This window comes from Planktothrix sp. (assembly GCF_046067725.1).
Taxonomy (GTDB): domain Bacteria; phylum Cyanobacteriota; class Cyanobacteriia; order Cyanobacteriales; family Microcoleaceae; genus Planktothrix.
Map to the genome: position 1 here is coordinate 21842 of NZ_JBJUDF010000138.1, position 26487 is coordinate 48328.

Sequence of the window (26487 nt, forward strand, 5' to 3'; positions counted from 1 at the left end):
TTTGGGGTTTTCCGATGATTCCCTCGTTAATCACGGGACTTCTTCACGTTTAACATGAAATAAACCTGCCTATAGCTTGAAGGTTATCATGTCATCTCGTCAAGTTTTTGAACAATCCATTTTAATTCGGGCCAATTCAACGGTTGTAGAACGCTGTTTTACAGATTTGGAACTAATGCACCAATGGTTAAACCCGATGTTACGTTGTGAACCCGTTGATGTCTGGGATACAAATGTCGGAGGTCGTTGTCGATTTGTCATTAAACTGCCGCTCTTTCAACCCACATTAAAAACAGTGGTTTTAGAGCGGGAACCGGGTTTAATTGTTTGGGGATTTGAAGGATATTTTAAAGGTTGCGATCGCTGGGAATGTCTACCTGAACCTCAAGGAACTTGTCTACTAAATCGATTTGAATTTGAAATCCCCAATCCTCTGATTAAATTTGGGTTTAATCTTTTTGCTGCTAGTCTAACCCAATCGGATATGGAAGCGCAATTAAGACGTTTAAAACAAGTCGCAGAACGGTTATCAATTATCAGTTAATTACTCTATTGTATGGGCAGGAAAACCCTGCCCATAACCGTTATCAATTAACGTTCAACCCTCAACCCAAAAATCAATAGGAATTGTAATCATTGTGATCAAAATTCCTCTTTATGGTTAAACTTTTGAATAATTAATTATTGGCAAAGTTTTTGTTGAACGAGTGGTTGAGCTCTTAGGAAATCGATCACTTCTTCCCCTAAATTAGAAACATCATTATAGAGGCTGATCACATCTTGAACATTAATTGTAATTGCATTAACTCCTTGGTAGCTGAGGAGCAATTCTAAAATTGACAGTTGACCATCACGAGCGACGGTGCGTAAGGCATTAATCACCTTATCAACCGCCACATCAACGGTACTTCCTGAAGCCACAAATTGATTAAAAGCTCCTACTACTAATCTGCCATAGGTGGAATCTAGTAGATCATTAACAATATTAGTCGGAATTTGAACCGAGAAATTGAGAGCTTCACGGAATTGTTGAACCTGATCTGGAGTCAGTTTAGCTAAAGTAATTAAAGAACGAAGTTGATTAGACTGATCCCCAGTTTGAGCAAAGGTTTGTAAATCTACAATCGATAAAGAAATATTAGCTGGCCCATACATTAATCTTAACTCATCAATTGCAGGTGCAGGCTTCGCAAATATTCCCAAACTAATTGTTAATCCCAAAATTAGAGCTAATGCAAGGGATATATATTTAGATAGACCCTGAGTAAAAAATTGATAGGGGTTACGAACTTTCGGAAACCAACGCCCTAATGTTAAGTTCATTTGTTCCTTCCTCACAAGTTAAATTTAGTAAAACAGTTATGTTGTTGTCCCATGCTATAGGTCTATTGAACCAATATCTAGCTTCCCTAAGATAGAAACTTCTCAAACTGTTACATATTCTGGCTCATTTGATCCAGTATCTGCCGAATTATAGCAGCATCCTGAGCCATTGGCAGAATTTCTAAATAATTCTCTAAATCTTGCCGTGCTTCTCTCCATCGCGCCAGATTATAGTAGAGAATACCGCGATCGCGCTTTTCATTTAAAGAATCAGGAAATAACAATAAAATTCGTTCAATGACTCCTAATGCTTGTTCAATATTACCTTGATTCAAATAAATCACTTTCAAATTTATTAACATTCTTCCCAAGAACTGACGGGGAGTGACTGCTGCTAAGAATTCCGGTTGCATTGGGATCGGTTGTTGATAAACTTGTGTTAATCTAGCTGCACAATCTTCATCAAATAAAATTTCTCCTTGGTTAAACGCATCAACATAAATTCCAGCATCCTCAAAATCAGGACGGATTAAAAAATGTCCGGGCATTCCAATGCCCACCATTGGAAAATCAATGCGTTTACAGAGTTCTAAATAAACCAGGGAAAGGGTGATAGGAATACCCGTCCGACGGTTGATCACTTCATTAAAATAGCTATTTTTAGGATCGTAATAGTTATTTTTATTTCCTTGAAATCCCAAATCTTCATACAAATAATGATTCAAAGTTTGAATAACTTTCAGAGGATAACGTTCCTGGGGTAATCGTTCTAAAACTTCCGCAGCCATTGTATCTAAAGCATTAAGATATTCCTCAACTTCTAGTTCGGGATATTCTTCTTGAGCAATATAAAGAGCCGCTTTTGCTAAATCAATTTGTTCTTCGGGTTGTTGAATTTCTGCAAAAAAACGTTGCCTAGCTTGTAAACAATTCATACTTTATTAAAGAGTCTTAAATCAATTGACGTTTGATTAACTTGGATTTAATTTTACCTGTTAAGGTTCTTGTTCAAAAGAAGCATCTATATAAAGATAGATTTTTGAGATTTTTTAGCCACATTCCAGAAACCCGGTTTCTTCAAGAAACCGGGTTTTGAATTTAACTCTACCGATAGAAATAGATTTTATTTCGGGAAACTCGGTAAGTGAATTGAAGCTAAAGACTCTAATTTTTTACGGCGTTGTGGATAAATTAATGGGGCTGGCCAATTAGGGGACGCATTCTCCTTCTCTTCCACATCTCGAACAGCTACCGCACTAGCAGATTGTGATTTTGTTACCTCTAAATTGAAAGATTGACCCTGTATTGATTGTGTAGCAGGTTTTTGAATTGTTGGATTTTCTGATGAAGTTTGTAATAAAAATAAATCCGCATCTTCTGAAATAAAAGACGTATATTCTAGGCGAATTCGCTCTAATTCTCCTTCTATAAATTGAGGTTTTGGCCATTCTTCTACAGGAATTTCATGACTAGCAGTTAATTCCACAGGTGGTTTAAAAGACTCAGGATTTATTGGTTCTACCTTCTCAGAAGTAGCAGATTCTAACCCAACCGATAAAGTTTCAAACAGGGGTAATCCCATCTCGAGTTCTGATGAAGTTTGATCAGCAAGATTATCCTCATCTTTTAAGGGATTATTCGGGTGATTTTTGAGGGTGGAAGCCACTGACCAAGGTTGTACCGGAGGAGCTTTATGAGTTAATAACCCAGAAGAATAAAATAAAGGAGGTTCTTCTTTGATGGTCGGTAAAGTTTCTAAACTTTGTTGGCTAGTTTCAAATTGTGGTTGATTGTCTAAACACCGTTCTAAGGCTACTTTAAATTGTAAGGTTTGACGTTGTTGACGATGCAGCCGCGATCGCAATTCTCGGTTAGAATTTTGAGCTTGAATTAACTCATGAAACTGCTCATTATATCGTTGTTGAGTTAAGGCACAATCTCGTTCCATCTGCGCCAATCGAGTTTGACAAATTTCCCATTGTTGGGTTAAAGTTTCAACTAAAACCTGTTGCTGTCGAATCACTTGATTAGCAATTTCTAATTTTTTAAACAGTCGTTTAACTTGCTCTTGAGTTGCACTTAATTCTTGAGTGCGTTGCAACAATTCTGTGTCTTTATCTTGCCGATTTTGCCGATTTTCATCTAGTTCGGCTTCTAATTCCGCCACCCGATGAATTAAATCTTGGTTACACTGATGTAAAATTTGCACCACTCGCACCGGATTTTCTTCTGTTTCTCCTTCTGCGGACATTAAGGAAGCGGTTGCCATTTCTCTGTCCTCAGAACCCGCAATAACCATCATTTCTGGAATTGTGAATGTTTCCTTAGTTTCTGGGGCGGATTGTTCTAATTCAGTGATAAAATCACTCAACAATTCCTCAAGGGGAATGGCGTTAGGAAAGTTCACCGTCTCCCACTCCTCATCGGGGGTTACAGCAGGACTCAGGGACGCTTCCGACGACGGTGAAGATTCGGATAAAGGCGCTTCAGCAGGCTGATCAAAGGATTCGGGAGTCGGGAGATCGGCTTCAGACATAGCTTTATTCTATTGGGTTTATTATTTCTATTCTAAATACATCGTTTAATGTATTGATCCTTACTATAAGGGGAATTGAGAAGTGCGTCAAGTTTCGCGTTGTTTCTCAATTCTCAACCCATTTTTTAAATTTTAAAAATTCATTCTGTAAATGATGATTTGGAGCTTAAAAATCTTTCACTATTTTAATTATACAAAATATAGTTTAAAAACCCTTCAGGAAATAAAATTAATTCTCCTGATTTAAAACAATCTACGGGAACCCATAACGCTTTTTTCTTTCGTTTTTTTTCGACAAACTCTAGTGCTTCCAGTTGGTAAAATTTAACATCAATAAAGTCACATCGGTACAATTGGATTAACTCATGGTGGCTTTTACCTTGAAAGTTAAAAATATTTTCTAAACATCCTAAATAGGAAATATTCGTTAACTCTGCTTGAATTTCTTCTTGGAATTCTCGTTTTAAAGCATCAATACTGAATTCCCCAAAATCAACGCCTCCTCCTAAAGCGCGATAAAAGGTTTGTTTTTTAACGTCATCATAACCCTGGGAAACAAAAATGCGATCGCCATTTTGAATCAGTCCCAATGCTAACACTCGAATTTTATTAGATTTAGACATTCTGTAGAAAAGGAGACAGATTTTCTGCCTCCTGAATTAACTAATTATAATCAGCAACACTGGATTGATAAACATCTTTTTCAATCGGCCAATCTTCATTTTCACCGCCAATAATTAGTTTTTCAATCACCACATATTCTTGACTTAATTGGCGGAACGCATTGATTAAAACATCGAGAGCAAAAGCATCACTGGTTCCTAAATCAAACCAACAACGAGCCCAAACTCCCTCATATTCAATTTCTCCCATATTGTGCATCAATGCCATCATACTATTATCAACAATTGACTCGTCATAGATCATATAACTTAAGTCAATACCCGCTTCCTGAACCTGTAAATTTTCGGCGTTAAATCCTCCCATTTTTCCTAATAGGAACCAAGAATCAAAGATTTCCTCAATATAATCCCGTTCACTGCGGGAAGGAACGGTTTGAAATTGAAGCCAAATCCAAACATCAAAGGGATTACATTCTCTAAACAGAACTTCCATAACAATAACAGATTATAAGGGTGGTAATTGACTAGAAATTGGCCCCCAAAGACCATCAGCATCTTTAATTTTATCGCGCAATGGATCACAAGGTCGTCCTTGATTATCAATGCGGTTTAAATTTTTGCATTGTTCATAGAATATTTGAGCCACTAATCGTTTAGGCAATTGATCAGATTGTTTTAAAGCTTGACTAAAATATTGTTGAGCTTCTTGTAATTGAGCAGGAATTGTATTAGGAGTAGCAGCTTTGAGTTTTTCTCCCTGATCCGCTAAAATTTGGGCTTTTAAATACAAAACTTCGGGATGATTTGGAGTTTGAGCAAGAGCTTTTTTTGTATAATCTAACGCTTGCTCTGATTGACCTAACGTTTGATAACCAATCGCAATTCCTCGATAAGCTAAATAGCTGGGTTTAGCTTGTTTTTCAAGTTTATCAATTGCTTCTTTAGAATCTGAAAAAGGAAGATTTAAAGATAATAATAAATCCATATATCCCTGAATTAAGTTTAATTCGGGATCATTAGGATTAATTTTTTCAGCCACATTTAAGGATTTTAACACCTCTTGCAAAGTTTTTAATGCTTTAGGTGCGCCTTTTAATGTGCCTTCAGTTAGGATAGTATGACCTCCTTGTAAAAATAATCCTACTGCTATATAAAGATTACCCCGTAACGGATCTTTTGTACTTAACAGTTTCGCGGATTGTAAGGTTTGATCACTATAGCTTTTTAAAGCATTAAAATCCTGACTTTGGTAAGCTAAATATGCTAAAAGTGCATAAACTAAAGGTTCATTAGGTTCTTGTAATTTAGCTTTTTCTAAATAGTTTTGAGTTTGTTTATAATTTCCTTGCTCAAACATAGCTTTAAAAGCCGCTTCAGTTTGGCTCCCAATGGGACGAGGATCGGTGGTACGGAAGGGATCAGCCGCTAAAGTTAAATCAATTCCTGAACTGAATGTAATCAAACTCGTCGTGATTCCGAGGAAAATCTTTTTAAGCATTGGTGATAATTTTTGAGGTTTCAATGAAGTAGAATTGATCATCATCGTCATCCTATTGTCGAAATTGAACCACTCATTGTGTTATAATCTAAATTTAGAGTATTGGGCATTAAACATTACCTCTGATTTGTTTTTTAGGCTCAACTTCTGATTTCATTTGTCTTTTATTTGTGATGCTTTATATCAAAAACTTAGTTTATCATCCCGCCGCGAGTGACAATCCGATTTTAACCCAGGTCAACTTGGAACTGGCACCGCAGCAAATGGGACTTATTATTGGGCCGAGTGGTTCGGGAAAAAGTACATTACTGGAAATTTTAGCGGGTTTAGCTGAAAAAACGAAGGGAAATATTTGCTGGCGCGAGCAAGAATTAACGTCAGAACACTTACAACAGCTTGTCGGTTTAGTCTTTCAATTTCCTGAACGTCATTTTTGCGGTGGGAGCATTTTAGATGAGTTACGTTTGGGTCATCCAGAGTTAGGTTCAGAACACGTTCATCAAGCTTTAGAGGAAGTCGGACTGAGCCATTTATCCTTAGAAGTAGCGCCTCATTCTCTCAGCGGCGGACAACAACGACGGCTCGCATTAGCGGTACAATTAATTCGCCAACCTCATATTTTAATGTTAGATGAACCCACCGCAGGTTTAGACTGGTCAATGCGACAACAACTGATTAATTTATTAGGAAAATTAAAACAACATTGGACGTTATTAGTTGTTACCCATGATGCTAAAGATTTATTGAGTTTAGCAGATTGTTGTTGGTCATTAAAACAAGGGTGTTTAACTGCTTTAGATTTAAAGGAAATGGCAATAGAAAATCCACAAAAAATCGTCACTTCTCCGAAGGCTTAATGGGAGGTTATTATGAATCAAACGCCTGATGTTAAATTACCCGAACAAACTGCTATTTGGCAAGATACATTAAATTGGCAACCCACAGAGGAACAACAAGCTTTATTTCAAAAATTATTTGAGTTAATTCTGGAGTTTAATCAACAAATTAACTTAACTCGTTTAATAGAGCCTCATGATTTTTGGGAAAAACATTTATGGGATTCTATTAGAGGAATTGCCCCCTTATTATCGGGTAAAATTCCGATCAATCCGGGTGATAAAATTATTGATATTGGTACAGGAGGCGGTTTTCCAGGCATACCTGTTGCTTTTGCTTTACCCGATTCTTCGGTGACATTATTGGATTCTACCCGAAAAAAAATTAACATTTTAACCACAATTTTAGAACAACTCAATTCTAAAAATGCAAGTCCTTGGTTGGGTCGGGCTGAAGCGTTTGGTCAACATCCTAAACAGCGAGAATCCTATCAATTGGCTTTATTAAGAGCCGTTGCGCCTCCATCAGTTTGTGCAGAATATTCTCTCCCTTTATTAAAGATTGGAGGCTTTGGAATTCTGTATCGAGGTCACTGGACAACGGAAGAAGAAAAACAGTTACAATCAGCCGTTAAAAAATTAGGCGGAATCTTAGAATCTGTGGATGGGTTTACCACTCCTTTAACCCAAGGAATTCGCCATTGTGTTTGGATTAAAAAAGTTAAACCCACTCCTAAACAATATCCTCGCAGTGTGGGAGTTCCGGCTCAAAAACCGCTATAGTGTGAGGGAACAGGGAATTAGAAATCTGTCAATAATAATGTTTGGGTACTTAACGATAATTATTGTTTACTGGCTAAAAAATCTTTTAACCGCATTAAATTAATCGTTTGACCTAAATTTAAGGGTAATAATGAGATGCCTTCTAAACGAGATTGTACCCAACCTTCCCCCCAATACCATTCATGAAATCCATCAATTCCTCGACTTAATAATAATCTTAAACAATTAGGTTGGGCAACATCAACATAATGTTGAATCGTAACAACGCCAAGGGAACTGGTAAAGATTAATCCAGCCTGGAATTGTTCAGGAAGTCCGGGGCTAAATTGTTGAGGCCATAACCACTGTTGTAACTGACTCGGACGCATTAAACTGTCTCGAATATCAGCTTCTTTAGCATTGACTTCAATACGGAGACTACTCTGTTGAAACGTACCGAGCATAACAATTCCACAATTTTTAATAATTGATGATGTGATTGTAGCAATTGTTGAAGTGCAACGCTAGGGAAAGCCCGATCATTTTTGAAAGACACCTCACACCCTAAACCGACACCCGATAAAATGGAATTCAGTACAAATTGTTAAAAACTGTAAACATGGCAGATCAACTGATTCGGGCAACCGCCGCTAATGGAGGAATTCGGGCTGTCGGCGTGATTACCACCCGCTTAACAGAAGAAGCAAGACAACGACACAAACTGTCTTATGTCGCAACCGCCGCTTTAGGGCGAACAATGGCATCAGGGTTGCTCCTAGTATCCAGCATGAAGCGGGCAGAATCCAGAGTCAATATTCGGATTAAAGGCGATGGGCCCTTGGGTGGAATTTTAGTTGATGCCGGGTTAAATGGAACCGTGCGGGGTTACGTGGAACATCCAGAGGTGGAACTTCCCCCCAACGCCCTTGGAAAATTAGATGTAGGTGGGGCGGTGGGTCATAACGGCTATGTGCGAGTGGTGCGAGATGTGGGTTATGGCTATCCCTATACCAGTACCGTCGAATTAGTTTCCGGTGAAATTGGGGATGACATCACCCATTATTTAGCCACCTCTGAACAAACTCCTTCCGCTTTAATTGTCGGGGTATTTGTGGATAAAGAAGGAGTACAAGCAGCCGGAGGATTATTATTACAAGTTTTACCGAAAGCCGCAACGGATGAAGCTCTAATTGCTCAATTAGAATCCCGTGTACAAACCTTATCCGGGTTTACTCCTTTATTGAGACAGAATAAAACCTTACCCGATATTTTCCAAGAATTATTAGGAGATATGGGATTAGTAATTTTACCGGAATCTCAACTGGTTCGATTTGATTGTAGTTGTTCTTTTGAACGAGTCTTAGACGCCTTAAAAATGTTCGGAACAGAAGAACTCCAAGACATGATTCATAAAGATAATGGTGCAGAAGCAAAATGTGAATTTTGCGGAGAAATGTACCATGCGAATTCTGACCATCTCGCCCAACTGATTGAAGATTTACAACTTCAAACCCAACCCCTAGAAATCCATAAAAATTCGATTTTATTTTAAAGGGCGGTTAAGAGCTAAAGGTTGACGGTTGATACAGGAGTGCTCTTCAAGACCTCCTGCTCAACAGTGATCCCCTTGCTGTTTCAGCATCAGCAATGGTATAACACCCTAGAACCCCCTTGTTTCCCCCTTTGCACTGAATGGGGTTAAGACCTTAGTTTGCTTCAAGCTGTTTGGGCTAATTGTGATGAGTGAAAACCAAGAACAACAAAGTCAAAGCCAATCTTCTCCAAGCTCCCCATCTGGGAATTCTGGCAAAATTCCTATTCGTTCCCTAGTTCGCAAGAGTCGTGCAGAATGGCTGAAGGAACTTTGCACCAGTTTGGAGGTCGAAAAGACCCAACCTCCAGATTCTACTCCCAAACCCAGTTCTTCGGAACTCCCCAAAACAGCTAACCAGATTGTTCTGTATCAGCCTTCTCTCACCTCATCATTACCAGAACCGGAAAAGCCAAAACGTTTTACTCTGCCCAAAAAAATTCCGATTAACCTTGTCCCCCTGATTATCGCGATATTAATTTTGGTTCCAGGCGGTATTGGAGCCTTAGCGGTGGGTTTGCTGTTTCGCTTACCTGCATTACCTAATTGTCCGAAAATTTTCTGGCCTGTAGCTTCTGCCTCGCTACGCTTATATTGTGCAGAATCTGCCGCCAATAAACAAACCGTTGAAGATTTATTGACTGCAATTGATTTAGTTGATAGTTTACCGAAAGATCATCCTTTGCGCCCCGAAATTAATCGCCAAATTGCCCAATGGTCAAGGGATATTTTGGAATTGGCTGAGGAAATGTTCCAAGCTGGACAGCTTTCAGAAGCCATTCAATCGGCTGAGAAAACCCCAGAACATACCCCAGCCGCTGCCGAAGTATCCAAACGTATTGAGCAATGGCGTTCGATTTGGGATGAAGCAGAGACTGTTTATCAAAAAACGGAAGAGTTAATGCGCCAAGAAAAAATAAATTTGGCATTTAAAGAAGCAACCTTATTATTAAATTTAGGGAATAATTATTGGGCTACCACGAAATATCAAGAAATTACCGATTTAATTGCCATTACCCGCGAAGATAGTGAAAAATTAGCGAAAGCTAGAAGTTTAATTGAACAAGGTAGTGTTGATAATTTAATTGCCGCAACTCAATTAATTGATCAGCTTTCCCCAGACAGTTATTTAAAACCAGCCGGAAAGAAAGAAATTACCACCATCAGCAATAAAATTATGACTTTGGCGGAACAAACCCTCAAAAATGGGAATTGGCAAGAAGCAATTAATATCGCGAATAAAATCCCCGCTAGTGCTAATTTACAAGAAAATGTTAAAGATTTTGTCCTCTTAGCTAAAGCTCATGCTCCGGCATTATTAGATACTGTTGCTGGACTTCAAGAAGCAATTGCCCAAGCTCAACGGATTGGTCGAGATCGCCCTTTTTATCTCAAAGCTCAGGATTATATTCGTAATTGGCAAGGCGCAATTGCAGATGTGGCTACCCTTGAACGAGCCAGACAGTTAGCCGAATCGGGAGGAATTAACGAGCTCAAAGCCGCCATTGCCCAAGTCCAAACCATCCCCGTTTCTAATCCTCGTGGACAGGAAGCCAGAACCCAACAGGTCAGTTGGACACGCCGCATTGAAGAAATTGAAGATAAACCTGTATTGGAAATGGCGGAACAGTTGGCTCGTTTCGGGGATGCAGATTCCCTGAAACAAGCCATCGCCCAGGCTCAAAAAATTACTCGCGGACGGGCTTTATATGAAGAGGCCCAAAACCACATTGCTGAATGGACAACTCGCAGCCAACGCTTAGAATATCAACCAATTTTAGATCGCGCAGAACAGTTAGCGGCTGAAGGCAATTATGCCGAAGCCATCGCCCAAGCCCAACAAATCACCCCCGGTATTGTTTTATATAACACGGCTAACAGCAAAATTCGCCAATGGAAAACCCAATTACGGGATCTTGAAAATCTCCAGAATTCAGAAACCTTAGCCGCAGCAGCAACTCCAGACTCCTATGTGGCTGCGATTAATATGGCTAAAAAAGTCTCAACATCGAGTCAATTACGGTCACGGGTCGAGCAACTGATTGATCAATGGAGTCAAAACTTATTGCAATTGGGTTTAGATCAATCCACTTATGATCTGCCGGGGGCCATTGGGATTTTAAAAAAAATTCCCCCTGGAAGCAGTACCTATTCCCAAGCCCAAGCTCAAATTCAAGATTGGCAAGATTGGTTAAATCCACCTGCTCCTCAACCTGAATATCAATCTCCCATTGAATCCGTACAACCCCCCGTTGAAGAGTATCAACTTCCTCCCGAACCCACCCCACCCACCCCAGAAACGCCTAATGAACCGTCCCTAGAGTTAAATCAACCTATAACAACCCCAGCAACCGATATTTAAGTTAACAGCAATTGGGAATAGGGAGACTCGGTTTAATTTTTTTCTGAAACATTGAGCATTTGTAAGTTATATAAACTGGCATATAAACCATTATTTTTGATTAATTCATCATGGCTTCCTGACTCAATAATTTGACCCCGTTTTAATACTAAAATTCGATCTACATTTCTGATGGTTGAAAGACGGTGAGCAATAATAATCGCAGTCCGTCTCCTTAAAAGACGGTCTAATGCGTCTTGAATTAACGCTTCGGTTCCCACATCTAAATTCGCTGTCGCTTCATCTAAAACTAAAATATGGGGGTTACGAATGGCTGACCTGGCAAAAGCTATGAGTTGTTTTTGACCACTGGATAAATTTGTTCCTCGTTCTCGTAATTCGCTATCATAACCTTGGGGTAACTGTTCAATAAATGTAGCAACATTCGTTTTTTCTGCGGCTTGTTTAATTTGTTCCAAACTGTAGGATTCTCCGAGCGTAATATTACTTTTAACATCCCCAGCAAACAAAAATCCATCTTGTAAAATTACCCCAATATGACGGCGAAGTTCGGCTTGACGTAACTCTCGAATATCAATCCCATCAACTAAAATTCGCCCTTTGCTGGGTTCATATAATCGACATAATAACCGAATAATTGAACTTTTTCCAGCACCTGTTGGCCCGACTAAGGCGACTTTTTCCCCTGGAGGAATAGTTAAATTAAAATCTTTAATGACATATTCATCATCTTTGTAAGCAAACCAAACATTTTCAAACCGAATTTCTCCTGTTTGAACAGAGTTTTGTTCATGAGAATTAGAGGCAGAAAGATTAGCTGTAATTTGATCCAAATCTCGAATTTCTATCGGTTCATTGAGAATATTATTAATCCGTTCAATAGCGGTTAATCCAGATTGAATCGCTGTAAATTTTTCTGCAAATTGTCGCAACGGATCAAACAATCGTTGGGCGTATAAAATAAAAGCAGATAAAGTTCCAAAACTTAATTGATCTTGAACCACTTGTTTTCCTCCAAACCACAACACAATGGCAATGGCTATCAAGGCAATCCATTCTAAGGTTGCCGATACCGCAGAATCATAAAAAATCGTGTCATCGAGTGCTTTAATATATTGGCAATTCGTGCTATAGAATAATTCAGAATTAAACCGTTCCCGACGAAATAACTGCACGACACCAATGCCAATCATATTTTCTTGAAGTTGAGAATTGAGATTAGATAATTCATCTCTGGATTGATAATTAGCTTGGCGATATTTTCGTTGAAAATAAATCACAACAGCCGTTACTGGAATCATCATAAAAACTAAGATTAAAGCTAATTTCCATTGCAGCGTTAACATTAAAATAGCAATCACTACAATTGAAAATAAATCACTGAGAATCCCAATTGCACCCGTTGAGAAAACATCCCCTAACGCATCAACATCACTGGTTAAACGAGTAATTAATCGTCCAACAGGCGTGCGATCAAAAAACCTAACGGCTAAAGAAGTGACATGATTAAATAAATCATTGCGAATATCGGTGGTCATTTGTTGACCCATTTTTTGTACATAATATCCTTGAAGGGATTGCAGTATAAATCGGACAATAATGGTTAATAACAAAACAATGGCTAAAACATTCAACCCATCCGATAAAGACATTTTTTGTAGAAACGGATAGGTTGTCGGTTCTTGACGGATTAAAGAAATCGCTTGTCCAATTAAAATCGGTTGAACGGCACCACAAACTGACAAAGGAACTAATAAAACCAAACAGAGGATTAATAAACCCTGATTTCGTTTTGCGTATTTCGCAATTCGCATCAGTAATCGCCAATCTGTTTCACGCAAATTCTGTTTTTGTAATGTTTTTTTGGGGGAAAATAGCATAGTCATTCTAACTCGATTTAACTTTAATTTAGTGATTTTCACTTCATAAAAGTTTAACACGCTCAATGGCAGAAGTTGATTGCTAATCCCCCACAAAAGAAAAATCTGTATTTTAGGATATGCTGGAAGGAATAACAGTGACCTTAAAAACCCTATCTTAAGGGAGATAGGGTTTTCCCAAGGGCTAACATCCGTATAAGTACGCAAATTTTAAAAATTTTGAGTTATTCCTAGAGATTTCGATCACATTTTTTTAGGTAACATCTCACAAATTTATTTTTTTTCTATCACAGAGATTGAAAGATAAATACTCTATCCTAAGTCATATAATAGTTTTTATCTTTTTCAAGAAACCTCCCTTGTTGAAATCAGAGACAATCAATAACTAAAGGATTTATAGTTTATAGGAACACTAAATCTGATTTAAGGTCAAATCAAAGCCATGAAAAAAATTCTAGTGATCGAAGATGATGTTCTCCTGCGCCGGAGTTTGCTAAAAATTCTGAATGCGGAAGGGTTTCAACTTTTGGAAGCTGATAATGGACAAGACGGTCTGGAACTGTTGCACACTCAACAACCAGATTTAGTTTTATGTGATTTAATTATGCCTAATTTGGATGGTTATGGAGTGCTGGAACATTTAAGAAGTAACCCAGAAACCTTATCCATTCCTTTTATTTGTTTAACGGCTCAACATGAACGGAGTAATTTACGTCGGATTATGGAACTCGGTGCGGATGATTATCTCACCAAACCGTACAGCAAATCCGAACTGTTAGCCGCTATTCAAGCCCAGTTTAACAAACAGGAACGAGTGAATTTTTCGGTGTTATTATCTGAGTCTCAAGGCTTGATTCAATTAACCGGAAATAAACAGGATGAATCTCAGATTAACTTATCGGATCAATTAAGTTTACAAAGTAAATTTAAACAAATTCTTAAAGAAATTAATTCACCCGAACAATCCGTTCCCGTCTTTATTTTAAGTTTAGATCGCCTAGAACAGTTTCAAGATTATTTAGGAGCAGATTATGGCGATATTCTAGTCCAAGCTGTGATTAATCGAATTCATGATGAACTCAAAAGAGCCGGATTTATTGTTAAATTTAAAGATGAAAAAATTGCTTTAATTTTACCTCCGATTTCCGATCAAAATGAAATAGAAAAAATTGCTATTAATCTTTTAAGTTGTTTATCTAAACCAATTCAAATTTTTGATTATAAATTACTGTTAGGATGCTGTCTAGGGGTTTCTTTATATCCCCAACATGATTATCATTTTGATAACCTGTTGATTAAAGCAAATATTGCTTTGCGCCAAGCCCAGCAACAGGGAACCTATTCTTACTTTGTGTATACTAATGAAATTTGGACAAAAATTCAAGACCGTTTTCGCTTAGAAATTGATCTGCATCATGCCTTAGATAAAGAAGAATTTATTATCCATTATCAACCGCAACTTGACTTAAAAACCGGAAAAATTATTGGGGCTGAAGCTTTATTTAGGTGGCAACATCCCCAACGGGGTCTGGTTCCTCCCATTGAATGTTTAAGTATTGCTGAAGAAAATGATTTAATTGTAGAAATTGATGAATGGATGATTCGTCAAGTTTGCCAACAGGTCAAACAATGGCAAAATCAGGGATTTGAACTTTCTGTTGCTGTCAATATTTCCGGTGTTAAATTTCACCAACGCAATTTAGGACGGTATGTGATGCAAGTCTTAAAACAAACTGAGTTAGACCCTAAATATTTAGAACTAGAATTAACTGAAAGTGTTTTAGTTAAAAATCCTGAACGTTCCGTTGCCATGCTTCATGAACTCAAGGATTTAGGAATTGGGCTATCTTTAGATGATTTTGGAACCGGATATTCCTCGTTAAGTTATTTACAAAAATTCCCGTTTGATACCTTAAAATTAGATCGTTGTTTTGTCCAAGATGTGAACCTTCATGTTAAAAATGCAGCCATTGTTAAAGCAACGATTGTGATGGCTCATAGTTTAAATATGAGGGTTATTGCGGAAGGCGTAGAAACAAAAGCTGAACAACAATTTCTCCGAGATCATGAATGTGATTGTTTACAGGGATATTGGTTTAGCCGCCCTGTAGAAGCCCGGATGTTTGAACAATTCATTCAGGCAAATTCCGCAGCCATAGCAGCTAAACCGTTATCAACATTAGAACAGTGAATTGAATCGATTTACAGTTTGACGGTTAATTCTTCTCGAATTTGAGCAATTAAATTCTGTAGTCCGCCTGTATTTAAACGATAACTTAAGGGATGAGCGATTAAGTAGGCTGTACTTTCAAACAACACCTCAATTTCGGTCAATCCATTTTGTTGTAACGTTTTACCTGTAGAAACTAAATCTACAATGGCTTCTGACATTCCCGTAATCGGCCCTAATTCAACGGAACCATATAGCGGTATAATTTCTACTGGTAAATCCAAACTCTCAAAATACTCGCTGGCACAGTGGACAAATTTAGATGCAACCCGACTATGGGGAGGCAATTCTACTGGGCGCTGATAGGGACTGGACTGTTTAACAGCCACCGACATTCGGCACTTGCCAAACTTGAGATCCACTAGAGAAGCGACTTGAGGCTTTTTTTCCCGCAGAACATCATAACCTACAATCCCCAACTGCGCTTGACCATATTCCACATAAACAGGAACATCTTGCGCCCGCACTAACAGCCCCTTGGCGGTTTCGGTGGGATCATGAATTTGAAGTTGTCGATTACTCGGATCTAAAAAAGCACTAAAATCAAGTCCAACGGCTTGTAGAAGCCGGATACTGTCTTTTAATAAAGCGCCTTTAGGCAGTGCTACAGTGATCATAAAGATGAGAAATGAGGGATTTGGGATTGATCAAGACAGTCCGCCGAACATTCGGTATCCGATGAAACTGCAATTATTACCCCAACTTTTATTTACCAGATTATGGGACAGTTAACTCTGGTGATTGGCAATAAAAATTATTCCTCTTGGTCGTTGCGTCCTTGGCTAGTTCTGAAACAAGTAGGACTTAATTTTACCGAAATTATGATTGATTTAGGGACTCCCAACACCCACAAAGAAATCAGGCACTATTCTCCATCGGGGAAAGTTCCGGTATTATTAGATGGAGATTTAACTGTTTGGGAATCCTTAGCCATTTGTGAATATATTGCTGAGAATTTTAATAGCAATTTATGGCCTAAAGATTTAGAAGCAAAAGCTTATGCTCGCTCTGTTAGCCATGAAATGCACGCTGGATTTATTAATTTACGGCAACAAATGCCGATGAATTGTCGGACTCGTTACCCCAGAGAAGGAATGAAACCAGGGGTACAAGCTGATATTGATCGCATCTGTGCTATTTGGCGCGAATGTCGTCAAAACTATGGCACTCGCGGTGAATTTTTATTCGGAAAATTTACCATTGCTGATGCTATCTTTGCTCCTGTTGTTTCTCGATTTATTACTTATGATGTCAAATTAGGATTAATTGAACAGGATTATGTTAAAACCATTTGGTCGCTTCCTGCCATGCAACAATGGATTGATGCAGCTTGTTTAGAACCTGAAATGATGTACTTTTAACAGTGATCAGTTATCAGTTAATGGTTGAGTTTTAACTGTTGGTTTTGTTAGTTTTTAATAAAACTCTTCCCATTCGTAATTCGTAATTCGTAATTCCATGTTTCCTATTTCTGATGCGAATTTTATTAGTTGATGATGAAGTAGAATTAACGGAACCTTTGAGTCGGGTATTAAGCCGCGAAGGATATACGGTTGATATTGCAACTGATGGGCGTTTAGGGTGTGAATTGGCTCGTCAAAATCAGTATGATTTATTAATTTTAGATTGGATGTTGCCTCAAAAATCGGGGTTAGAAATTTGTCAGGAATTGCGATCGCAATCTGACCGAACTCCGATTTTATTTTTAACCGCAAAAGATACCCTAGATGATCGAGTTCAAGGATTAGATGCGGGAGCCGATGACTATTTAATGAAACCCTTTGAACTGCGGGAATTATTAGCCAGAGTTCGGGCTTTATTGCGTCGTTATCAAGTAACAGAATCTCCGGTTACTCCTTGTAATCGTTTGCAAGTGGCAGACTTAGAATTAGATCCAGACAATCAACTCGCTTATCGAGGCGGAAGAATGATTGATTTATCTGAAAAAGAAAGCCAACTTTTAGCTTATTTTATGCGTTCTCCAGGGCAGTTATTAACCCATCATCAAATCCATCAACAGCTTTGGGGAGATGGAGAACAACCCAGCAGTAATGTTTTAGCTGCCCAAATTCGTTTATTAAGAAGAAAAATAGAAATAACGGGAGAAACGCCTTTAATTCATACGGTTTATGGCAAAGGATATCGTTTTGGAGAATAATAATTTTATTAAATTTATTCATCTAATTTAACGTCTAAAATTTCATCTAAATTCGCAAAAGTTCCCCCATAAGTAATGGTCGGGCTATCATACCCTTTCAAATGAACCATATATTGTTTAAAACGGTGTTGAGGACAAGCTTGGGCGAGATATTGATAAGTTGTTTCTCCTAATGCAATATCACTGCCAATTTCTTTCGTCGCCGACTCCAAACGAAAGGCTGCATTCACCGTATCTCCCAAGGCCGTATAGTCCGCACTTCCGCCACTTCCAGTATTTCCAACCATTGCATATCCAGTATTAATTCCAGCACCCACTCGTAATGGAAAAGGCAACGGATAAAGATGACTTAATTCCATCGTAATTTTGTGTAAATCACTTAAAGCCTTAGCAATTTTTAGGATTTCCTGGTGCATTACTCCTTGCGTTCCATGAAACCAAACCGCCATAATTGCATCGCCAATATATTTATCGACCCAACTCCCATTTTCTCGAATAATATGTCCAGCGTGACGAAACCAACGCCCAATTACTTCTGATAAAATCCGTTCATCTAATTGTCGAGTTAATACAGTAAAATCCCGAATATCCATGACCATAACCGATATTAAGCGACGCACGGTTAATGTTGCAGTAAAATCCTCAGATTCGGGTTCTAAAGGGTCGGTTTCCTGAGTAATATCAGGACAATAAAATTCTAACTCGGTTTGTCCAAAAACAATATGATCGCCATTATGAAGGGTGACTGGAATTGTGACCCGACGACCGTTGACAAAGGAACCATTTCGACTTCCTAAATCAATTAAAAAAAAATCACCATTTTCCATGCGTTGTAGCATCGCATGGTTTCGAGAAATCCATCGGTCTTTCACAACAAAGGTATTGTCTTCATTACGACCTAATGTCCAGTAAGTTTTCCCCATCAGTGGCAAATAGTGATTACCACCTTCGGTATGTAAGACTAAATGGGGCGTCGGTTGCCAAGTCACTGCGGAGTTATTAAGGGGCATTAGGGGTTAAAGTGATGACTTTTGGACTCGGAACGATTTAAAAGCCACACTTAACATCATAAACATTTTTGTTTCAGCACCCCTGATTGAGTTTTGTTCACGCTAAACACGCTGCAATTAGAAATAAACTATCAACTAAAATTGTACTCAATACCGCTCCCCCAAACGCCCACCAATGTTGTTCTTTAGATTGTAATGGGAAAACCCCAACCCCAAATAAAAATAAGGCAAATCCCACAGCCCAACTAATCCCCCAAGGGGTCGTCACCATTTGTAGTGCATTTTGGAAAATCGGTAACGCTAAGGCGGGTTCAACGTGCATTAGTTGTCGCCAACTCGGAATTAATCCGGTGATATAAAAATACCCGTCTGTCACCGCAGTTCCGAATAGGGAACCCAAATAAAACCAATTTCCAACTTTACCCCAACCTCGATATAAACACCACGCCGCAAAGGGAACCCCTAACGCTTCCACAGGTAAATGTAACAAAGGTTCCCAGCGTAACCAACCCCAATAAATGGCTCCCGTCAGCCAACTCCAGCTAAATCCTAATAATAAGTCTCCCCAAACCCAAGTGTCAGGTTGTCTCAGCAATTTCCAACTGATACCGAGCCATCCTAGAGTCAAAATTAAGGCGAGTTCGGGCCATTGTCGCACCAGGGGAGCTTGAAAAAACACAGGTACGGAAACCAGAAATACAGACGCTAAAAACACTAGCCCAGTCTGGGATTGTCTAACTTTAGCCAGCAGCGCCTGAAGCCATCGAGAGGTGAATTGAATCGGTTGAGTGGTAGTCAAAATAGAACCTAGTAAGATGTTGAGTAAGATCTTTAAGATTTATGAAGTAAATTATCATAAAAGTAGGATGGGAGTGTGGAAACTCAGCGTCTTTAGACCTGAGAGGAAACACGACTCAGGGGAATTTATTCCCCGTGAATATTGGATTGGGAACCGACAAAAATTGTTTGATTTGCCGATTCCCGGTCTTTTTGGGATTTCTCCCACTCCTATTGCTAGGGTAAAGTTAGCTTCGCCAATGTTATCGGTCGGTAACTATCTCAAAAGCACTGTCTTACCCCTCGTAAAACTGTTTAACTTTTAAGTTCCAGAGCAACGGACTAGCTTCGCATCCATTGGTGGGTCTTTAACACTTGCCGATAACGTAGTCAATTAAGACTATAGCTGGTCAACTATCCAAAGTTAGAGGCATGAAGCCCCGTCTCTTTAGAGCGGGGTGCTGACATTCAATATATCACAACATTTATCCCCCCCAGGGGGATTTAATTTCTAGTTTAGCTTATTTTGCAACTCGTGACCTCTGTTTGACCGAAAAATCCGCAGTCGTTGAATATAGCGCTACGCATGACAGTTAGGACATTTCTGAATCCAGCAAACCCTTTCAGTTCTTACAGTTAAGCTGTTCCCAGTCAATCGCAGTTCCCTTGAGCGTAGCGCTATAGCAGTCAGGGACTTCAACCCAAATCGAGAGGATTGAGAAGCTCAGGAACTATAATGAAAAACTGAACTCAGGTTTCTCAAACACTCATAGTTAGTCGAAATCAACCTAAATCCAGGGTTCAGATGAGATTGAGCAACAGAAACCTGAGTCCAACTTTAAAACTCCCTCTCTGTTTGTCAAATCGGGGTTTTTCCCAAATGTCTAAACTTGAAGGGCAAATCCCTTTTATATCAAGGGTTCCCAACTCAGGGATAGAATCTTAAAACAGCGATGATGGGGTGGCTAGGAATTAAGAGTAACAAAGTTAGGCAACAATCCAGGCAGAAAAGATTCACTGTTCATAACAAACGGGTTGACTGCCAAGGTGTCAACGTTCCTGAGCGATCATCATCACCGTGTTACGATGACGACAGAGAGAGAAACGTGGAAGAAGAAGGAAGATAAAATACATGGAAGAGATCATTAAGTCAATATCCTTTGATGGACGGGATATTCGACTCAAGATAGGTTTACTGGCGCCGCAAGCAGGTGGAGCCGTATTAATCGAGTCGGGAGATACATCAGTTTTAGTGACTGCGACTCGCGCCGAAGGTAGACCTGGAGTGGATTTTCTGCCCCTGTTAGTGGATTATGAAGAGCGACTGTATGCTGGAGGACGAATTCCAGGGGGATTCTTGCGTCGAGAAGGTCGTCCACCGGATCGAGTCACCTTAACCAGCCGTTTAATTGACCGTCCGTTACGTCCGTTGATTCCCCATTGGGTACGGGATGATATTCAAATTGTGGCGACAACCTTGTCAATGGATGAACAGGTACCACCGGATGTATTAGCGGTGACTGGAGCTTCAGTAGCGGTGATTTTGGCAAAAATTCCGTTTTTTGGCCCGATGGCTGCGGTGCGAGTCGGGTTAGTTGGAGATGATTTTATTATTAATCCGACTTACCGGGAAGTCAAGAATGGGGATTTAGATTTAGTTGTAGCCGGTTCCCCCGATGGGGTTGTCATGGTAGAAGCAGGGGCAAACCAACTCCCAGAACAGGATATTATCGAAGCGATTGATTTTGGCTATGAAGCGGTTTGTGATTTAATCAAAGCCCAAGAAGAGTTAATGAGAGATTTGGGAATTGATGTCAAACCAGGAGAACCCCCAGAAGGAAATCCGGGTTTGGTACAGTTTATCCGCGATCGCGTCACGGCACCAATTAAACAAGTTCTGCAACAATACGACCTGGATAAAACCGCACGGGATGCCACCCTGGATGAAATTAAGGAACGGGAAGTGGTGGCTCCTATTGAGGCGTTATCAGAAGATGACCCGCTACGGGTTTTAACAACGGAAGATTCTAAATTGGTGAGTCAGATTTTTAAAGACATCACCAAAGAATTAATGCGTCAGCAAATTGTCCAAGAAGGAATGCGGGTTGATGGTCGTAACTTAAATCAAGTCCGTCCGGTGTCCTGTCGAGTGAGTTGTTTACCCAAGCGGGTACATGGAAGTGCCTTATTTAATCGGGGTTTAACTCAGGTATTGTCTATTGCGACGTTAGGAACACCGGGAGATGCTCAGGATTTAGATGATTTGCATCCCCAAGAAGAAAAACGCTATATGCACCACTATAATTTCCCGCCCTATTCCGTTGGGGAAACCAAACCGATGCGGGCACCGGGACGGCGAGAAATTGGTCATGGCGCTTTGGCAGAACGAGCGTTAGTTCCGGTGTTACCTTCTAAGGATCAGTTTCCTTATGTAATTCGGGTGGTTTCGGAAGTTTTGTCTTCCAATGGTTCAACCTCAATGGGTTCGGTTTGTGGCTCAACCTTAGCGTTAATGGATGCTGGGGTTCCCATTTCTAAACCCGTGAGTGGAGCCGCGATGGGATTAATTAAAGAAGGAGATGAAGTTCGGATTCTCACGGATATTCAAGGAATTGAGGATTTTCTGGGAGATATGGACTTCAAAGTCGCTGGGACGGATAGCGGAGTCACGGCCCTACAAATGGATATGAAGATTACCGGGTTATCGATGAAAACGGTAGCCGATGCCATTTATCAAGCCAAACCGGCCCGACTGCATATCCTCGAAAAAATGTTAGAGGTAATTGGCAAACCACGTTCGGATTTATCTCCGTTTGCTCCTCGGTTGTTAACTCTGAAAATTGACCCGGATTTGATTGGTTTGGTCATTGGCCCCGGTGGGAAAACCATTAAGGGAATTACAGAGGAAACGGGAGTTAAAATTGATATTGACGATGATGGGACAGTCACCATTGCTTCAACGGATAGCGAAAATGCCGCCCGTGCCTATCAAATTATCCAAGGGATGACCCGGAAACTGAATGCGGGGGATGTCTATGTGGGCCGGATTACTCGGATTATCCCCATTGGAGCGTTTGTAGAATTACTTCCGGGTAAAGAAGGAATGATTCATATTTCCCAATTAGCAGACTACCGGGTTCCCCGGGTTGAGGATGAAGTTTCTGTGGGAGATGAGGTGATTGTCAAAGTTCGGGAAATTGACAGCAAAGGTCGGATTAATCTGACTCGTCTGAATATCCATCCTGATGAAGCAGCAGCAGCACGAGCAGCCGCAGTTAAATAATCAATCAATTGTAGGGGCGGGGTAACCCCGCCCTGACTCATTAAAACAGTTGAGATTCAAAAGCACCAATGTCAATAATCCCGTCAATAATCCGGTTAAAGTTAGGCCCCCGTTGGTCAAATTGTCCAGGGTTGGTATAGGGGGTTGCAAAGCTATTGTTTCCTGCATTAATAGCAGGGCTGGTGCTGGCTAAGGCAAGGGTGGGTGTAGTTCCACCGTTGTTTTGTAACGGACTTAATAACGGATCAATGGGGGTGGTGTTGCTGCCGACCCGATCATTTTTAACTTCGTTAACTAACCCTTCTCCTCCGTCTCCGTCTCCGATAAAGTTGTTGCCACCACTATTGAAAGCAAACTCAATGGATGCCCCAACATCAGAGTTAAGAGGAGCCGTGTTGCTGGCAATAATCGTGTTTTTTAGGTTGCTGACTCCACCAATATTTCGCACACCTCCCGTATTTCCAGTGGCTTCATTAAAAGCAATGGTACTATTGGTAATAATTAACCCTGCAACCGAGTTAAATATACCGCCACCGATATTAGCCTTATTATTAGCAATGGTGCTATTAATAATTTCTACTTGACCGTCAATTACAATAATCCCACCCCCATTGCTACCGATGTTGTTACTGATGGTGCTATTTTGAATGATGAGTTGACCAGAGTTTGCGATCGCGCCGCCGTTATTCGCTTGGTTTCCATCTAACCAACTGTCCAGCACTGTAACATTACTCGTAGATGAAGTAATATTAATCGCACCTCCTCGACTACCTGTGGTGGTATTGGGATTACTAGCAACTGTTCCTTCTGGGAAACCATTGGTGAGTTTTAATCCTTCAAAAGTGATATTGCCTCCATTGACGGAAAAGATGTTATAGTTCCCTCCTGTATCCCGACGAATTGTCAGTTGATTGGCTCCTGGCCCATCAAAGACAATATCGCTATTGAGAGCAGGTAAAGCACCCGTCAGGTTAATCACCCCCACTGAAGCTTCGTTCACAAAGGTAATTGTATCTTCTCCGCTTAGAGACTCGGCGTTACGAATAGCTTGACGTAGAGATCCTTCCACTAAGGCATAATCTTCCGGTGCTTGACTGGTCGTATCTCCCCGTTGGGTCACCGTTGTGTCATTGGCTAGAATCGTAACCGTTGCAGTGTTTTCTTGAGGATCAATAGTGTATTCCCCTTGTGTTAAAGCTAGGGTTAAGGATTCATCCGCTTCTGCCGGAACGTCATCAATAGGAGTTAAAATCACGTCAATGCTCGATTGTCCATTCGGAATTGTGACAGTTGCCGTTCCATCTGCGGTAACAGGAATGGTTTGTCCCGTTGCGGTTTTGAGAACATAATCATTAGCAGTAATTTGATTCGATACCACATTGAGATTAACCGCTAACGCTCCAAAGGTATCAGGTTCCCGGCTAATTCGATACACCCCGTCTTGAGGTTGTTCATTTTCAACTTTAGTTGTAGTCGGTTCTGTCGCAATCCGTTGCGTGGTGGTGAGTTTGAGAGTTGCTATGTCATCGTCGTTAATCACAACAGTGGTTGTGGGATGATCTACCCCGCTTTGACCATTATTGGTAAAGTTGGCAAAGGATAGCTCAAAGGTTCGATCCGGTTGAACCCGTTCATTTCCGATAATTTCAAGGGGAACTGTTTGTGTATCTTGATTAGGGCCAAAGGTCAATTTGACTGGCCCCGGTTTAAAGTCCGTATCGGAAATGGCTGTACCACTGGTGAGAATCACATCAACACTACCTGTTTGACTAATATCACCTGAGCGAACCACTTCGACTTGATTAAATCTGGTGGATTGATCTCCTTCTTCAACTTCATAGGTACTTTGAACGAAGTTATAGGTAGGAGGGGAGTCATCATCTTCAATGGTTATAATCGCTTCTGGGACGGTTGTTCCGGGTTGTCCATCATTGTCAAAGTTAGAGAATGACAAAGCGATGGTCTCATTAGATTCAGATAATTCATCTCCAACAATCGTAATTTGTAGGGTTTTGCTGGTTTCTCCAGGTGCAAATTCCAGAGGAATTGCAGAGGGAAGATAGTCATCGGAAGTCGCTCCATTTTCAGCACCCGTCTTCAGATCGACTGTGACTGATGAGGCTGTATCAACTTTCCCTGAACGAATGACCGTAATTTCACTATAGGTGAGATTACTATTATTTTCCCGAACTTGATAAACATTAGTGGTGAAGTCGTAGGTCGGAACATCATCATCATCAATAATGAATAAATCCGCAGTCGGATGAAGATTTCCGATTTGAGCGTTAGAGGGAACACTGAAGGATAAACCAATGGTTTTGTTTTGATCGGGTACTGGATCTCCAATGATGGTAATCGGAACAGTTTTCTCGATTTCCCCAGCTTGGAAGTTAACGCTGATTGGCCCTGGGGCAAAATCTACATTAGGAACCGCATTCACTCCAGTGAGGTTAACCTGAACGGAAGATTCAACATTAATATCTCCAGATCTCCCAACTTTAACCGCCTGTGTGACTTGGCTGGAATTCCCTTCCAAGGTTTCAAAGAAAGCTTGTTTGAAGTCGTAAGTTGTGGGGCCATCATCATCATTAATCCTGAGAATTGCTTGCGGTTGAACGGTTCCTGACTGGCCCGTAGGTTCAAAGCTGTCTGGATCAAAAGACAGAAGAATTCCTTCAGAAGGTTCAACAGTGTTATCACCGATAATCGGGATTTCAACGGTTTTCTGCGTTTCTCCTTCTAAAAAATTCACGCTGATTTCTGTGGGTTCTACATCATCACCTGGTGTTCCTCCATTGACTACTGTAGGTTGTAGCAAAATTTTTAAACTTGATTTGACGTCAGTCTCAAAGGTGCGTTCAATCGTAATCTCAGCAGTTTGAGTCATGTTAGGATCACCCTCAAACACAAAATATTCACCCTCAGTAAAGTTATAAATCGGAGGTGCAGGTGGCAGGTCATCGCTGATAATGGTTCCTGTGGCGGTGAATTGTTGGGGATTGGCTGTGTACAGGAAGCTGGACTCTTTAACGGTGAGATCAATGGTTTTTCCTTGTTGTTCAAATTGATCATCATCAATGGGAACAACGGTAACGGTGGCGCTAGTCACATTTCCGGGGAAGGAAACACTGCCTTGGGTTCCGTTAAAAGTTACATCACCTGTGACAGTATAATCTTCTTCAAATACGGCATCACCTCCCACCGTAAAGCTAACGGAGATCGGGAGATTCAGGGAACCGCCTTGGCGAGTGAAGGTATAAACGAGTTTTTCCCCTGTATTTTCTGGTACTTCATTGGGAGATAAAGACAGACTAATTTCAGAGGGAGATGGAGGTAAAGGGATAACGACGGTCGATCCGTTATCTGGAGATAAGGGGGGTGAACTGACATCATTATCTTGGAGAGTGACAGCGATTTCCTGGGATTCTCCGAGAGTTGCTCCGCCTTGGGGGTTAGATAAAGTTAACTGAAAGCTTTCATCAGGTTCAGGCTGACCGTCATCAGCAACGGTTAGAGGAACGGCAACAATCTTAAAGGTTTCATAGGGTTGAAAGATGACTTCAAAAGCTTCTAAAGTAATATCGCTTTCAGTCGCAGCATCAGTTTTTAAACTGAGAG

21 protein-coding genes are annotated in these 26487 nt (G+C 40.2%); 9 read left to right on the plus strand and 12 right to left on the minus strand.

All coding sequences use genetic code 11. From position 1 onward, the window contains the following. Window positions 1–88 precede the first annotated feature (88 nt). Window positions 89–544: an SRPBCC family protein gene (locus ACKPEB_RS07695; RefSeq protein ID WP_408964284.1), complete on the plus strand. Its 456-nt coding sequence runs from the start codon at window positions 89–91 to the stop codon at window positions 542–544. 137 nt (window positions 545–681) lie between these two features. Here ACKPEB_RS07695 and ACKPEB_RS07700 read toward each other — a convergent pair whose 3' ends face one another. The 6 genes from ACKPEB_RS07700 to ACKPEB_RS07725 form a co-directional block, all read right to left on the minus strand. Further along, complete coding sequence (locus ACKPEB_RS07700) at window positions 682–1323, minus strand: alpha/beta hydrolase (RefSeq protein ID WP_408964285.1); 642 nt, start codon at window positions 1321–1323, stop codon at window positions 682–684. A 110-nt stretch (window positions 1324–1433) separates the two neighbouring features. Then, a complete protein-coding gene (locus tag ACKPEB_RS07705; RefSeq protein ID WP_408964286.1) occupies window positions 1434–2258 on the minus strand; it encodes a SirB1 family protein in 825 nt (274 codons plus the stop codon). Window positions 2259–2446: 188 nt separating this feature from the next. Beyond that, window positions 2447–3859, minus strand: a complete 1413-nt coding sequence (locus tag ACKPEB_RS07710; RefSeq protein ID WP_408964287.1) for a hypothetical protein — start codon at window positions 3857–3859, stop codon at window positions 2447–2449. Between the two features lie 185 nt (window positions 3860–4044). After that, a complete protein-coding gene (locus ACKPEB_RS07715; RefSeq protein WP_408964288.1) occupies window positions 4045–4482 on the minus strand; it encodes an NUDIX hydrolase in 438 nt (145 codons plus the stop codon). A 40-nt stretch (window positions 4483–4522) separates the two neighbouring features. After that, the gene (locus ACKPEB_RS07720) at window positions 4523–4975 is read right to left on the minus strand and encodes a DUF3531 family protein (RefSeq protein WP_408964289.1); all 453 of its coding nucleotides are present in this window, start codon (window positions 4973–4975) and stop codon (window positions 4523–4525) included. A 12-nt stretch (window positions 4976–4987) separates the two neighbouring features. After that, on the minus strand, window positions 4988–5980 hold the full coding sequence (locus ACKPEB_RS07725; protein WP_408964290.1) for a Sll0314/Alr1548 family TPR repeat-containing protein: 993 nt from the start codon (window positions 5978–5980) through the stop codon (window positions 4988–4990). A 173-nt stretch (window positions 5981–6153) separates the two neighbouring features. Here ACKPEB_RS07725 and ACKPEB_RS07730 point away from each other — a divergent pair, with 173 nt between their 5' ends. Together ACKPEB_RS07730 and rsmG are read left to right on the plus strand one after the other, a co-directional pair. Continuing rightward, a complete protein-coding gene (locus ACKPEB_RS07730; RefSeq protein ID WP_408964291.1) occupies window positions 6154–6837 on the plus strand; it encodes an ABC transporter ATP-binding protein in 684 nt (227 codons plus the stop codon). 12 nt (window positions 6838–6849) lie between these two features. Next, entirely contained in the window at window positions 6850–7599 is a 750-nt protein-coding gene (gene rsmG, locus ACKPEB_RS07735) for a 16S rRNA (guanine(527)-N(7))-methyltransferase RsmG (RefSeq protein WP_408964292.1), read from the plus strand. 59 nt (window positions 7600–7658) lie between these two features. Here rsmG and ACKPEB_RS07740 read toward each other — a convergent pair whose 3' ends face one another. Beyond that, window positions 7659–8042, minus strand: a complete 384-nt coding sequence (locus ACKPEB_RS07740) for a hypothetical protein (protein ID WP_408964293.1) — start codon at window positions 8040–8042, stop codon at window positions 7659–7661. Window positions 8043–8197: 155 nt separating this feature from the next. Here ACKPEB_RS07740 and hslO point away from each other — a divergent pair, with 155 nt between their 5' ends. Beyond that, window positions 8198–9130 carry an Hsp33 family molecular chaperone HslO gene (gene hslO, locus ACKPEB_RS07745; RefSeq protein WP_408964294.1) on the plus strand — a complete coding sequence of 311 codons (933 nt, stop codon included), beginning with the start codon at window positions 8198–8200 and terminating at the stop codon, window positions 9128–9130. A gap of 187 nt (window positions 9131–9317) precedes the next feature. Beyond that, a complete protein-coding gene (locus ACKPEB_RS07750; protein WP_408964295.1) occupies window positions 9318–11531 on the plus strand; it encodes a hypothetical protein in 2214 nt (737 codons plus the stop codon). Window positions 11532–11563: 32 nt separating this feature from the next. Here the strand turns inward: ACKPEB_RS07750 and ACKPEB_RS07755 are convergent, their stop codons facing one another. Beyond that, on the minus strand, window positions 11564–13417 hold the full coding sequence (locus ACKPEB_RS07755) for an ABC transporter ATP-binding protein (RefSeq protein ID WP_408964296.1): 1854 nt from the start codon (window positions 13415–13417) through the stop codon (window positions 11564–11566). A 436-nt stretch (window positions 13418–13853) separates the two neighbouring features. Here ACKPEB_RS07755 and ACKPEB_RS07760 point away from each other — a divergent pair, with 436 nt between their 5' ends. Next, window positions 13854–15602: a putative bifunctional diguanylate cyclase/phosphodiesterase gene (locus ACKPEB_RS07760; protein ID WP_408964297.1), complete on the plus strand. Its 1749-nt coding sequence runs from the start codon at window positions 13854–13856 to the stop codon at window positions 15600–15602. A gap of 11 nt (window positions 15603–15613) precedes the next feature. Here ACKPEB_RS07760 and hisG read toward each other — a convergent pair whose 3' ends face one another. Then, on the minus strand, window positions 15614–16258 hold the full coding sequence (gene hisG / locus ACKPEB_RS07765) for an ATP phosphoribosyltransferase (RefSeq protein ID WP_408964298.1): 645 nt from the start codon (window positions 16256–16258) through the stop codon (window positions 15614–15616). Between the two features lie 102 nt (window positions 16259–16360). Between hisG and ACKPEB_RS07770 the strand changes: the two genes are divergently transcribed. Together ACKPEB_RS07770 and rppA are read left to right on the plus strand one after the other, a co-directional pair. Next, window positions 16361–17002 carry a glutathione S-transferase family protein gene (locus ACKPEB_RS07770; RefSeq protein WP_408964299.1) on the plus strand — a complete coding sequence of 214 codons (642 nt, stop codon included), beginning with the start codon at window positions 16361–16363 and terminating at the stop codon, window positions 17000–17002. A gap of 113 nt (window positions 17003–17115) precedes the next feature. Continuing rightward, on the plus strand, window positions 17116–17799 hold the full coding sequence (rppA, locus tag ACKPEB_RS07775) for a two-component system response regulator RppA (RefSeq protein WP_408964301.1): 684 nt from the start codon (window positions 17116–17118) through the stop codon (window positions 17797–17799). Between the two features lie 14 nt (window positions 17800–17813). On the opposite strand, the gene ACKPEB_RS07780 is transcribed toward rppA, so the two are convergent. Next, window positions 17814–18809, minus strand: a complete 996-nt coding sequence (locus ACKPEB_RS07780; protein WP_408964302.1) for an FHA domain-containing protein — start codon at window positions 18807–18809, stop codon at window positions 17814–17816. 97 nt (window positions 18810–18906) lie between these two features. Further along, window positions 18907–19638 (minus strand): DUF3120 domain-containing protein, encoded by a 732-nt coding sequence (locus ACKPEB_RS07785; RefSeq protein WP_408964308.1) that lies wholly within the window; start codon window positions 19636–19638, stop codon window positions 18907–18909. A gap of 1080 nt (window positions 19639–20718) precedes the next feature. On the opposite strand from ACKPEB_RS07785, the gene ACKPEB_RS07790 reads away from it, so the two are divergent. Then, complete coding sequence (locus tag ACKPEB_RS07790) at window positions 20719–22869, plus strand: polyribonucleotide nucleotidyltransferase (protein ID WP_408964304.1); 2151 nt, start codon at window positions 20719–20721, stop codon at window positions 22867–22869. A gap of 40 nt (window positions 22870–22909) precedes the next feature. Here ACKPEB_RS07790 and ACKPEB_RS07795 read toward each other — a convergent pair. Further along, window positions 22910–26487, minus strand: a 3578-nt coding sequence (locus ACKPEB_RS07795; protein ID WP_408964305.1) for a Calx-beta domain-containing protein, incomplete at its 5' end; no start/stop codon positions are given.

Bases quoted from the DNA above. Each gene is read 5' to 3' on its own strand.
- ACKPEB_RS07695 (WP_408964284.1), top strand. From the start codon at position 89: ATGTCATCTCGTCAAGTTTTTGAACAATCCATTTTAATTCGGGCCAAT.
- ACKPEB_RS07725 (WP_408964290.1), bottom strand. From the start codon at position 5,980: ATGCTTAAAAAGATTTTCCTCGGAATCACGACGAGTTTGATTACATTC.
- ACKPEB_RS07780 (WP_408964302.1), bottom strand. From the start codon at position 18,809: ATGCCCCTTAATAACTCCGCAGTGACTTGGCAACCGACGCCCCATTTA.
- rppA (WP_408964301.1), top strand. From the start codon at position 17,116: ATGCGAATTTTATTAGTTGATGATGAAGTAGAATTAACGGAACCTTTG.
- rsmG (WP_408964292.1), top strand. From the start codon at position 6,850: ATGAATCAAACGCCTGATGTTAAATTACCCGAACAAACTGCTATTTGG.
- ACKPEB_RS07720 (WP_408964289.1), bottom strand. From the start codon at position 4,975: ATGGAAGTTCTGTTTAGAGAATGTAATCCCTTTGATGTTTGGATTTGG.
- hisG (WP_408964298.1), bottom strand. From the start codon at position 16,258: ATGATCACTGTAGCACTGCCTAAAGGCGCTTTATTAAAAGACAGTATC.
- ACKPEB_RS07770 (WP_408964299.1), top strand. From the start codon at position 16,361: ATGGGACAGTTAACTCTGGTGATTGGCAATAAAAATTATTCCTCTTGG.
- ACKPEB_RS07710 (WP_408964287.1), bottom strand. From the start codon at position 3,859: ATGTCTGAAGCCGATCTCCCGACTCCCGAATCCTTTGATCAGCCTGCT.
- ACKPEB_RS07730 (WP_408964291.1), top strand. From the start codon at position 6,154: ATGCTTTATATCAAAAACTTAGTTTATCATCCCGCCGCGAGTGACAAT.
- ACKPEB_RS07760 (WP_408964297.1), top strand. From the start codon at position 13,854: ATGAAAAAAATTCTAGTGATCGAAGATGATGTTCTCCTGCGCCGGAGT.
- hslO (WP_408964294.1), top strand. From the start codon at position 8,198: ATGGCAGATCAACTGATTCGGGCAACCGCCGCTAATGGAGGAATTCGG.
- ACKPEB_RS07715 (WP_408964288.1), bottom strand. From the start codon at position 4,482: ATGTCTAAATCTAATAAAATTCGAGTGTTAGCATTGGGACTGATTCAA.
- ACKPEB_RS07755 (WP_408964296.1), bottom strand. From the start codon at position 13,417: ATGACTATGCTATTTTCCCCCAAAAAAACATTACAAAAACAGAATTTG.
- ACKPEB_RS07700 (WP_408964285.1), bottom strand. From the start codon at position 1,323: ATGAACTTAACATTAGGGCGTTGGTTTCCGAAAGTTCGTAACCCCTAT.
- ACKPEB_RS07740 (WP_408964293.1), bottom strand. From the start codon at position 8,042: ATGCTCGGTACGTTTCAACAGAGTAGTCTCCGTATTGAAGTCAATGCT.
- ACKPEB_RS07790 (WP_408964304.1), top strand. From the start codon at position 20,719: ATGGAAGAGATCATTAAGTCAATATCCTTTGATGGACGGGATATTCGA.
- ACKPEB_RS07750 (WP_408964295.1), top strand. From the start codon at position 9,318: ATGAGTGAAAACCAAGAACAACAAAGTCAAAGCCAATCTTCTCCAAGC.
- ACKPEB_RS07705 (WP_408964286.1), bottom strand. From the start codon at position 2,258: ATGAATTGTTTACAAGCTAGGCAACGTTTTTTTGCAGAAATTCAACAA.